This is a genomic window from Chitinophaga costaii, from assembly GCF_900094705.1.
Taxonomy (GTDB): domain Bacteria; phylum Bacteroidota; class Bacteroidia; order Chitinophagales; family Chitinophagaceae; genus Chitinophaga; species Chitinophaga costaii.
This window is the reverse complement of the sequence record NZ_FMAR01000028.1, coordinates 1-11990: the sequence shown is the minus strand read 5'-3', so window position 1 is coordinate 11990 and position 11990 is coordinate 1. Positions and strand designations below refer to the sequence as shown.

Annotated in this window: 9 protein-coding genes; 8 read left to right on the top strand and 1 reads right to left on the bottom strand. The window is 42.9% G+C overall.

The window, feature by feature from the left end; translation table 11 throughout:
• From GA0116948_RS21540 to GA0116948_RS20410, 7 genes are all read left to right on the top strand, one after another.
• Positions 1-1146: RHS repeat domain-containing protein (locus tag GA0116948_RS21540; protein ID WP_211434883.1), on the top strand; the 1146-nt coding region annotated here is incomplete at its 5' end.
• A 10-nt stretch (positions 1147-1156) separates the two neighbouring features.
• On the top strand, positions 1157-1639 hold the full coding sequence (locus GA0116948_RS20435; RefSeq protein WP_089715697.1) for a hypothetical protein: 483 nt from the start codon (positions 1157-1159) through the stop codon (positions 1637-1639).
• Positions 1640-1747: 108 nt separating this feature from the next.
• Complete coding sequence (locus tag GA0116948_RS20430) at positions 1748-2305, top strand: hypothetical protein (protein ID WP_089715695.1); 558 nt, start codon at positions 1748-1750, stop codon at positions 2303-2305.
• A 62-nt stretch (positions 2306-2367) separates the two neighbouring features.
• The gene (locus GA0116948_RS20425) at positions 2368-4260 is read left to right on the top strand and encodes an RHS repeat-associated core domain-containing protein (RefSeq protein WP_205686190.1); all 1893 of its coding nucleotides are present in this window, start codon (positions 2368-2370) and stop codon (positions 4258-4260) included.
• Entirely contained in the window at positions 4257-4712 is a 456-nt protein-coding gene (locus GA0116948_RS20420) for a hypothetical protein (RefSeq protein ID WP_089715693.1), read from the top strand. Before GA0116948_RS20425 ends, GA0116948_RS20420 begins: the two co-directional genes overlap by 4 nt.
• Positions 4713-4898: 186 nt before the next feature.
• A complete protein-coding gene (locus GA0116948_RS20415) occupies positions 4899-5084 on the top strand; it encodes a hypothetical protein (RefSeq protein WP_089715691.1) in 186 nt (61 codons plus the stop codon).
• Positions 5085-5285: 201 nt separating this feature from the next.
• A complete protein-coding gene (locus GA0116948_RS20410) occupies positions 5286-5561 on the top strand; it encodes a DUF7683 domain-containing protein (RefSeq protein ID WP_089715689.1) in 276 nt (91 codons plus the stop codon).
• Between the two features lie 167 nt (positions 5562-5728).
• On the opposite strand, the gene GA0116948_RS20405 is transcribed toward GA0116948_RS20410, so the two are convergent.
• Entirely contained in the window at positions 5729-9748 is a 4020-nt protein-coding gene (locus GA0116948_RS20405) for a hypothetical protein (protein WP_089715687.1), read from the bottom strand.
• Positions 9749-10158: 410 nt separating this feature from the next.
• Here GA0116948_RS20405 and GA0116948_RS20400 point away from each other — a divergent pair.
• Positions 10159-11990 (top strand): DUF6443 domain-containing protein (locus GA0116948_RS20400; RefSeq protein WP_249260579.1); only part of this gene is annotated, 1832 nt, incomplete at its 3' end.

Below are 11990 nucleotides of genomic sequence, written 5' to 3'. Positions count from 1 at the left end.
GTATTGTTTGATGACCAGTTCAATATGGTGAGCAGTAATAGTGGAAACCGGCAGGTACAGGCATCGCCGGGGGCGCTGCAAACGCTGGCCGTTAGTGCAATGACTATTAAATCCACCGGGTTTATTTATATTTACGTGAGTAATGAGAGTGGGCAGGATGTGTATTTTGATAATTTGGTGGTGAATCATACCAGTGGGCCGTTGCTGGAGGAGACGCATTATTATCCGTTTGGGTTGACGATGGCGGGGATATCCAGTCACGCCTTGCTAAAGTTAGATAACCGGTATAAGTATAATGGGAAGGAGTTGCAAAGTGAGGAGTTTGCAGATGGAAATGGATTAGAGGAATATGATTATGGAGCCAGATTTTATGACCCTGCAGTAGGAAGGTTTACGTCAATGGATCCACTATCAGAAAAAATGCGTCGTCATTCTCCTTATAATTATGCCTTCGATAATCCAATAAGATTTATTGACATAGACGGAATGTCTCCCGGCGATTTTTATAATAAAAATGGAGACCATCTGGGATCAGATGGCAACGCGGATCAAAAAAAATATGTTGTTGCTGATGAACAGGAAGCAAAACAGGTGGCGCAAACCGATAAGGAGAAGGGGACAACTCAAGTTTCGAATTTAAAAAGTGCTGTAGGCTTACCTAGTGATAAAGTTTTAGCTGCTGCTTTGGATGTGTTAAAACGCGCTACTTCAAACGGAGGGCAAAAAGAGGAGGCTTCTATCGTCAATAGAAATGGCTATGTTGCGGAGTCTGTCACAGGCCCAGAGCCGACTATTGAGAATGGTGTACAGACTGCACCCGATGTACTTCCAAAGGTATGGCCAGGGGACCCTGCATCTGCTGTACAGGCAACTATCCATTCTCATCCAGTAAAACCGCTTGTAGATGGAGATAGAGTATACGGCCAGTCTGCTAATAACCCATCACAGCAGGACCTTACGACGTTTAGTCAATTTAATTTGAATATTATTGTTGGCCCGTTGGGAGTTCTTGAGAACGTTACAAAAAATGAACGGGGGGAGATTCAGGGTACTTATAGGCCCAATGGGGTTGTCCTATATAATAGTAATGGAAAAGAACAGGTTTCGCTAACAGAAAAAGCCGTTAATAAAATTGTATCACATTAATATTGACCTTATGAAGAATTTTTTTTTCTTACTTTTTTTAACCTGCATGCTCCATTCTGCAAAAGGACAGGACAAAGGAAAGCATATCGATTTAATTCTAGTAATTGATGAACAAATATCTCAATCGATATCTGGAGTTAAAATTATTGTTAGGAATGGTGATTCCACAAAAACCTTGGAACCACTCTATTATCCAGGAAATCTAACATTCAATGAAGGAGAACTCGATTTATTAACAGACAAAAGTACGACTAGTATTTTCTTGGAGTTTAGAACCGCTGTTTATAAACCCAAAGATGAATACCGCTTTTATAAAATTGAAATGAAAAAACAATGGTTGGCGGACTATTATAACATTATTAAAATATATAACTTGAATAATAAAAAATATCAGAATCAGTTTGATGCTCCAAAAAACGGTGATAAATACGTCTATGAGTTGGCTTCCCCATCAAATTCCTTTCTTATAATAAGAAAAAAACCTGTGAGGTAGCGGTATCAAAAATAGTTGAAGGCTACCAATATTTGCCAAGTGCTTTGACAAAGCGCAGGAAGCGGGTAACGGAAATCGTGCGAGCAGAAAAACGAAAATCGACCTTTAATGATCAAAGCAAAAGGTGAGCAGCTGGACGTAATGAAAATGCAGGAGTGGTTGGCAGGAATGGATGCTCCCCAAATAAAGCCCTACGCGGCTGATTTAAAACAGCGAAGGTCCAGGGCCTACACTGCCGAAGCAATTATAAAAACGCTTGACAAGGATTATAAACGCAAAACCATTAAAATTGAGAACGTCTCTGACAATCTTTTTGGAGATTACTTTGCTAAGATACACCAGTTCATTTTCGGAATAACCCGGCCTGGCACGGATGGCGGCATCGAGCAGTACGTTGTCCGCATGACTGGTAAGCTGGCCCCTGTTGGTGGTACACCGGTCTTTTATCCCTTTGTATTTGAGGGCTGCCAACAACGACAGTTAAAAAAGGTGTTGGCAAATCTGTCCGGCCATTATAAAGCAAAGCTGGACGTTTCGGCAATGGCCCGTAGCGCCGGTATGACCGAGCGGGCGGCTTCCCAGCGTTTAAAATCGATACGGCCGATTATAGTTATGATGGCAATGGCAATCTTTCTACGGACAAAAACAAAGCCATTACCGCCATAAGTTATAATCACCTGAACCTGCCGCAGCAGGTCACCATTACGGCAAAGGGAACGATCCAATATGTGTATGATGCCGCCGGTACCAAACTGCGAAAGATCGTAACGGACAATACGGTAACTCCTGCGAAGGTCACCACCACAGACTACGTGGCTGGGGCCGTTTATGAGAACGATAACCTGCAGTTCCTGCCGCACGAAGAAGGCCGCATCCGGTTGCTTACCAAAACGGGGCAGGCGCCGCGATTCGTGTTCGATTACTTCTTAAAAGACCACCTAGGCAATATACGGGAGGTGCTGACTTCCAAAAGTGATACGACCGTGTATGCGGCTACCATGGAGACCGGCAACAGTGCGGTGGAGAATGCCTTGTTCAGCAATATCAATAATACCCGGACGGCCTTGCCAACCGGCTATCCTGCTGATAATAGCACCAACCCCAATGCCTATGTGGCCAAACTCAATGCCCAGAGCGGCCAGAAGATAGGCCCCTCGCTGGTGCTGCGGGTAATGGCCGGCGATACCGTTACGATTGGTACCAAGGCCTATTATACCAGCACGGCTGCTAATAATACCTATGCTACTGTGGCTGATGTGGTTACCGCTTTACTGCAGGCATTCAGCAGTGGCAGTGTGGCAGACGGTGCGCACATGGGTACCGGTAGTGGCTCGCCGATGTCGGCCGATATGAACAGCACCCTGTTTGGCCAGTTGAAACAACTACCGACCAGCGAGAACGCCGCTGGCAAGCCCAAGGCCTACCTGAATTTTGTATTGTTCGATGACCAGTTCAATATGGTGAGCACCAATAGCGGGAACCGGCAGGTGCAGGCCAGTCCTTCGGTGTTGCAAACGCTGGCGGTTACGCCGATGGTCATTAAAACGACGGGCTTTTTATATATTTACACGAGTAACGAGAGCAATCAGGATGTGTATTTTGATAACCTGGTGGTAAATCATACCAGTGGGCCGTTGCTGGAGGAGACGCATTATTATCCGTTTGGGTTGACGATGGCGGGGATAAGTAGTAAGGCCATCGGGAAACAGGAGAATCATTACAAGTATAATGGCAAAGAGTTGCAAAGTGGAGAATTTAGCGATGGAAGCGGGTTAGAGTGGAGTGATTATGGGGCAAGAATGTATGACGTGCAACTCGGGGAATGGAATGTAATAGATCCTCACGTTGATAAATACCCCGAGATATCGCCTTATAATTACGTTTTAAATAATCCCATTAAAGCTATTGATCCAAATGGGATGGACGTAACGGAGAATGCGGATGGTTGGACTATTACGGGGAGTGAGGATATAGCACGGGCGCTTAAATTGCTGGGAATCGGTAATAGTAACAGTAATTCTCAAAAAGAAAATGAGGGAGGTGACGGAGGACCAGGTGACGACAAAAAAAATAGCGGGAATAATTCGCAGGATAATACCGGGCCTTTTACCGTGGGATGGGAATGGTTAACAGGCACAGGAGCAAGGACGCACCACTTTACGGATGGAAGTAAATTTACGGAAATGCTTAGAAAACATGACCATATTGAAGACGCCAGGAAGAAGGTTGCGGAGGCATTGGCCGGCAATACCCTTGAAATAAATAAGCCATACGCTGATAACTACGTATTAGGAGGATTGAAAGGCGTCCCATTATACGTCAGGGATTATTCAACCTTATTAACAGGAGGGATTACCGGAAATTTAGCCGTTACTTATCTTGGTTCTTACGGGATGACCTATACGGTAGTTTCCATCGACAATCAAAATGGAACGGCCCAGGTAAAGTTCAATGTTTCAAACACTTCAACCATTGAATCCGCTACTCATCCTCCTGTGGTTGGTTATACATCCTGGTGGTCTAACAACATAGGTCAACCATTAAATAAATTTTTCTCAAATGGACCACTTTCAAAAACAACACAGGATTTTGAATGGACCGAAACAATTAAATTCCGATGAATGATATCATTTGCCGTATGACATTTAGTGTCTATGCTTTTTTACTTTTGGGATGTAGTGCCCCCACACCTACCCGGCAGGAGATAGTCGGGAAGTGGGCAGGTAATGGTGGCGCATCGGTTACTATTATGGAAGATGGGACATTTACAGGAAAGCACTTTCCATTTAAGAAGTTTTTTCCTCCTTCTTTTATTAAACCGCAGGATGCTGCAAGGACTGAATTCGATTGTGGAGGCACATGGGTTATAAAATATGAAAATCCATACTGGAAAGTTATATTGGATTTTAAAACATCATCCGTGCCGGGGTATTTATGTAACACTTCGCTCCTCATCGGAGGCGAAAATGGGGTTTTGGAAAATAGACCTCCCTGGTATCTCTATTATTGGCTGGAAGAGGAAGGAGGGGCCAGATTCAGGTTTTTAAAGGTACCCAATCCTAAAACACATTGACTGATTTTAAGTTAACTAATTTTCCTGGTTGCTCAGGTAACATTGAATTTTTTTGGCTATAAGGAGGTATTAGGTATGTGACTTAGTAAAAATGAATCTGCGGCCTACTGGATGAGTGTCCTTACGAATATAAATTGAAAGCCCGTAGCCTGGAATTAGAATGGTATGCGACGCAATTTAGAATGTATGACCCGCAGATTGGGAGATGGCATGTCGTTTGGCGATCGAAAAAGGGTAATATTGGGTGTTAAGGATAAATCCAAAACCATTGAAATAGAGAATTTTTACCAAAAAGATATGCGTGAACTGTTTGATGTGATTAATAAAATTTTGAATAAGGACTTGCAAATTAAATACAAACAGTCCTTTTAAAATATCTCCGTTTTCTACATGGGAATATTCCTAGCTTTACAGTATGGCAACTAGTTAGAGTCTGTCTCCCCCTGATTTTGTGACAATCTATTTTTAACCGGTAACCCTTATTGACAAAGGGATTCCTCTGTTTTTTACCCGATTTTAGTCGGACAACAATGTTTAATAATAATTAAATATTGAATAAATAATATTATAAAAATGACTAATCTAAAAGATAAATTGGTTAGGATTGAGAGAACACTCAATATATATAATAAGAGAGATGAACTTATAAGTGAGATCGAAATTGATATATCCTTGAACAAACTGCTTGAGATCGTTACCCCTAATGAAGACGATCCCGAATTATATAATGGATATGAATTAGACTCAAGTCAATTGCATAAAATCAATCAACTTAACAAGATAAAATTTAAAATTAATACAGAAGAAAAAACCTATCACTTGGTTTGTGGTGGTATTTATAATTGGTAATTAGATAAACTCTGATCTTGCCCTATTTTGAAGGACATTAAGTTAAGGTGAAAAAATCTTAATTTAGTAAAATGACATCAAGAGACTGAACTTGACTTAGCAATCAGGACACCCAATTAAGCCCCCTTCCAGGCAATCTATTTATTTACCTGGAAGGCAAATGCTTTTTACCAATCACTACAGCTTAGTCCAATCGTACAGGGCGAAGAAAATCCAGTTTCTACTACATCAGGGCCTTTGTAACAATCACTCCATTCGAGATGATAGGTGCAATTATACGTTACGGTACCTCCACTGCCAAGTATGGCCTGTGATAATGTATAGACTTTATGACCTGTTTCACAATTACCTAAAACAAGTCTCCTATCAGTACCTGTGCAAGCTACACAAACCGTATTAAAAGATATATTCACCCACCTGGTTGTATTGTAGGTGGGACTACATGGATTTAAATCAATCTGTTCCTGCTGCTGATAACCGGTACTTTGTCCATTTCCATCCAGCAGGCAGCGGGTAGCGGTGGCCGTATTTGACCATGCGGAAACATCCCTACAAATAGATGTATCCTGTGTGTCCACCCATTGATAAGTATTCCAGGTGCTACTATTTTTATTGAGATCCACATTCAGCGACTGTACGACATTAGTTACATAAGCAGCATTAGCGGCGCAAGGTTTACAGCGGGTCTGGCCGGCTGGTCTCCACACTGCGCTGGTAGTTCCAAAACCGGCCTGACGATAATCTGCTGCTTTCACAATATTTCGATCAATATCCCGTATGGCGGTCAGTTCCTCCAACGTATCATATTCATAGTAAGCAGTACGATTGTCGGGACCTGTTACACTGGTAACGCCCACTAAAGGATCATAGGTATAGCTTGTCATCTGACTGATGGCGGGATATAAACGCAATTCGTCTATTGTCACGGAACCACTTACCGTAATCGTTGTTGTGGTTTCCGGTAGCAGATGCTCATAGTAAGTCCAGCCGTTCCTCGCAGGACCTGCTGTAGCCGCCACCCCATTTACAGTTGCCGCGCCTCCGTTGCTCCAGTAAGACACTACCACCTTTTTACCCGGTGCGGGGATAATAAGCGACACACTACCATTACTTAAAGTGTAAGATTGTTGACCGGTGAAACCGGTATTACTTCTTACACCAGCAGGAACCGTCCAATTGCCATTGTCATTCGTTTCGAAACTGGTGAAAGCAATCTCTGAAGATCCAGCATTGGCTACCTTGGCGGTGAGTGCAGTATTGTTGTATCCCCAGATAAACCCATTAACATTCTGATCCTTTTGTATTATTTGAATAACATTGTTGTCGTTATCATACGAAAGGGTATTGATACGTTGAAAATAGGATGCAGGGAAATTTAATAATTTGGGGTACGTTGATGTAAGATTCAATGTTGCAGGAGCGAGTGGCACTGTGGTGGTGAGCTTGTATTGCTCCCGCTGTAAAATACTATTGCTGTCTACAGCAGATGTTCTGCGGTATAGGCTATAACCACCTGCAACTACCTGTCCATTCCGGCTAATAAATTGAGCCACTGGTACGTTCATGCTGGCATTTCTCATCTGCAGGCCCAATGAATCCGTACCGTTTATATCCTTTAGATCCAGTGAATAAATAACCTGACTCACGATGGTATCTGCATTGCTATCCCTTGTCTTTGAGGCGGTTTGACTAATGTGATTAGGGCTTTGGTAAAAGTACTGTGTAGTATCACTTTTCTTAAGCCCCGTAAGATCGTAGAAATCACTTATTTTTTGTTGTTGTAATACGGCCATTTTCCCAAGCACAGATGTGTGCATATACATATAAGACTGATCCGGGGGATACAACATACGATTACTCGGCTGTCCTGGTATCGGTAACCGTGGGGGACCTGCGTAATCACATATTTTGGTACTTAAAATTGTAGAAAGCTCCACCACGCGGTTTATGCCAGGATACCTAATTGCTAAATAGCTTTCACGTTCCTGGGAAATTAATTGATCATTGCTATTGTAAATACTTGTGCTTTTAGGCGTACCGGACAAAAGATTCTCCAACGGCTTTTTTTCCTGCCAGGGCGCCATTACATCCAACGCACCGATAGCACAATTATTATTGACATTATCACAAACATTAAAGTAAAAGGTAGAATCTGTATTGGTATCGTCATAAAACTCATACCGTGTATATCCATTTTTTATATTATTATGTACCTGTGCTTCCGTAACATATTTATACGTCACGTGGTAATTGCTGCCTGTACCAGTCTGGATATTATCCGTCGATAGCAGGTATTTAGGATGATTATAACTATTTCCACAATCCGGGAAACTGGCAGTTACATCTATTATAATCGATGGAGAAATATGCAGAAAACCAGAAGAGGTGGAGGAGCCAGGCAAAGTATAGGAAAATGTTTTTATAAGCGTATCATTCCGTACCGGGTCTATTTGCGCAATTTGCTTAACCCGAAGCCCTCCGATGGTATCCGTAATATTGAAATGATGATGCGGATCTATAATATACGTTTCAAAATCGCCTATCGACCCATTCATTAATCTCCCTACTGAGGCGGTATGTGGCTCGTAAGTGAGCTTCGTTTTTCCACCAGTCGGATAAATGATCTCATTGAGGATATCCCGCTGCATTTGCGGCCATGCAGGAGATCTGTTTATTGTATAACTTGATGTATCTTTAGGTAAAAGATAATCATCCTTAGGGATGGCTTTAGCTAAATATAATGAACCGGCATACGCATTACTGACGGCATCATTATAATACCCCCAAAAATCCTGTGCTAGTCCATTGAAAAAAGGTACAGAATCGTGCTCCCTACGCCGGTATATTTTTTGAAAGGATGTGTCGTAATAATTAAAGGTATAAGGTAACACCTGGGTATGTTGATAGTTCATTACCAACGCTTCCTTTAATTTAAGCCGGCCAGACTGAAAGCGGCCAAAATCAAATTGTATCTTTTTATATTTAGTTCCATTGGCGATATTGCCAACAACAATGGAATCTAATTTATTATAAGTCTCAATAGTATCCCCATTCAATTTCAACGTTGAATAATAAAAGTTCACTTGTTCTGTACGGGTAGTAATAGCTGAAATAGCTGGATCGGCCCCACTTCCACTTCCCCAACCCCGAATTCCATATCCGCAATCTTTGCAGGTGTCATACGTTGTCTGGTCAATAAAATCCTGCCTGGGCGATTTTGTATCATGGTAAACGACATCGGGAAGATACGTTAACATCACACTATCCTTCGTATTATGATTGACCACTTTAGTGAGCTGCCAGGAGTTTGGGCGTACTCCTGCTGTACCAAAATATACAAATCCTTTTGATGCGGTTGTTTCACCAAAATAATACGTAATTCCTTCTGGCGTAGTAATGGCCCAGGAATCAAAGTAATTATCAGTAAATTTACTGGACGCCGGGGCAGTATGCAGCACAGGAACAATTTTAAGATCCTTATTATAAGGAACTATAATAGGCACCCTCCCACTGCCGAAGAAGAATTTACCTGAATAATCGCCAAAATTAAAATAAAACCAATCCGGCCCATCATCATTGAGTCCATAAAACATCCAGTCAGACAGCGAACTGGGTATGGTTTGGCCTGTTTTCACTAATTGGTTATGGGTTGTTATATCGGACGACACCTGGGAGATATTGATACTATGACCATTGTCGATGAAATACCCTCCGTAGTAACGGAAACCTGATGCAACAGAATCTACGGGAGATTCCCACCATGTATGCCAATAGCCGGGGGTAGACCCGGATGATGGTGTATAAGAAGAATCCTTCCATTTGGCAATGACCAAACCCTCATCTGGATTGCCAACCACCGAGCGCGAAATCATGCCACCAGCCTTTAATGTCCACCCTAAGCCAAGTAAAGACGGTTCCTGGTCGGCCTTAATACCGGAAGTTTCATAATTGGCCGACAATGGAATTTTTATGGACTTCGAATTCACCACATGCAACGGTATGGAAATATTTGCCGAACCGGAATAATAACTTATCGGTACATCTACCATCTTTTGCATAGCAGCTACCGCAGGGGTTTTGGGAGAATAGTCGAATTGATCCCCACCTACTACTGATTGGGCATGAATATGTGAAAAAAAACCTGATAGCAGACAAAATACAAGCAGCCAGGGAAGCCGTCTGTTCATAAGTATAACATTAATGTATAGGTAAAAAATTTAAGCAGTGAGGTACACTGGCCTAACAAACGATTTAAGATAACAATAAACAAATCTAAAGTTTCACTTCCGGTTTTGCAAGCATTCTTTGTATAAAAAAAATTATTTTTTCAACGAACGTTGTTTTTGTTAAATCTAAATGTTTTTTTTGCATATTGTGTAACTATACTTGATGGAGCAACCCATCTTCCAGCATTATATACCTCTAGCATTTCCGTTTGACAAAGCTATATTTGCTTGATTGTTAATATGTTTGCTATTGCAGGCGTCTTTATTCACTGCGTTTCCAGGCATACAATGGTTGTTTATGATGCTATTGATTAAACAAGCATCGCAACAAAAGCCCTTTACCCGAAATAACATTATAACATCCCGTACTCATGTTAACTGCACCCGGCCTTTTTCGTTCGCTAACAATGGTTTCACTGGCTAGCACTTTATGGATAGCCAAATCATATGCGCAAAATGTTCCTGTAGCGAATACCCTTCCCTCCGCAACACCCGTTACTGTACCAGCGGCATATGTAAACATGCCCGGAAACTATATTCGCACGTATGAACCCAATATGATCACCACAGACCGGGTAGTAGTAGTTAACCCTGCCAATACAGTTAAACAGGTAAAACAAACCACGCAGTACGGAGATGGACTTGGCAGGAGCATCCAGACGGTTGCCAAGGGTTTTAGTCCATTAGGATACGACCTGGTATCCCCCACCCTATTCGATGGCTATGGCAGGGAGCAATACACATATCTGCCTTACGTTCAAACCGGCGCGAACGATGGAGCCTTTAAAACCAATCCCTTCAGCACCCAGCAAAGTTTTTATAGCAATGCCAGCTTAAATCCAGGCACCCAGGGAGAGCAGGTATTGTACCAGGAAAACCAATTTGAGTCATCCCCGCTGAACCGCACGCTTAAAAGCTTTTCGGCAGGTAATAGCTGGGCCTCTTCCGGCGGCAATCATCCTGTACAGCAACAATATTTGCTGAATACGACCACGGATGGCATCCGCATATGGAGAATGCCGGCTACGGGAAGTATTCCAACTTCCACCACCACCTTTCCCGCAGGAACCTTGATGAAAAATCTGACGATAGATGAACAGGGCCACCAGGTAGTGGAATTTAAAGACAATGCAGGTCATGTGATCCTGAAAAAAGTATCCATCAGCGGAACCGCAGATGGTCACAGCGGCTGGTTATGTACTTATTATGTATACGACGACCTGAATAACCTGCGATGCGTAATATCGCCCAAGGCGGTAAGCATTATTAGCACCAACTGGGTTATTCCGCAAATCGTTGCGGACGAACTTTGCTTTCAATACACTTATGACAATAAGAACCGGTTGATCGCAAAAAAAATCCCTGGGGCCGGGACGGTAGCAATGGTGTATGATACCCGTGATAGATTGGTTTTTACCCAGGATGCCAACATGCTTACCCAACACCAATGGCTGACAACATTTTATGATGCCTTAAACCGGCCAGTGATGACCGCTTTATATCCATCTACACAAACAGCCGCCCAACTGCAAAGCACATTGGATGCAGCACCTGGTGCAACGATTACCCTGTCTAATACTTTCCCAGGCCCTACAGACCTGGTGCTGGGTGTACGTACAACCGGGCAGGCGCTGTATGAAGCCCGTCAAACTATTACTTTCCAGGATGGCTTTAACTCAGAAACCAACGCGGAATTCACCGCGCAGATCAATCCCATCCTGCAAGGTAGTGCCGAACAGGTAACGGTGGTGAATCCCTTACCCAACATTACCGGCTACGACCCCATTACCTACACCTATTATGATAATTATACTTACACTGGAGTTAAAGCGCTACAGGCAGGTGATTTCTCCAAGCTCCAAGCCGACCCTGACAACAGCGCCTATGCCACCCCGGTAAGCACTAGCAGCAACCAGACCAATAGCCTGCCAACTGGCAACAAAGTGCGGGTACTAGGCACCGATCAATGGCTTACAACCACCACTTATTACGATAAAAAAGGCCGCCCCGTTCAAACAATCAGTGACAACCTGCAGGGAGGCCTGGTGGTGAACAGTACTTTATACGACTTCGCGGGTAAAGGACTCTCCACTTTCACGCACGTTACCAACCTACAAAGCGGCATTGCACCGGATGAACAAATATTGACTATCCAAGCCTATGATGCAAACGATCGCGTAATAAAAGTTAGCAAACAGATAAA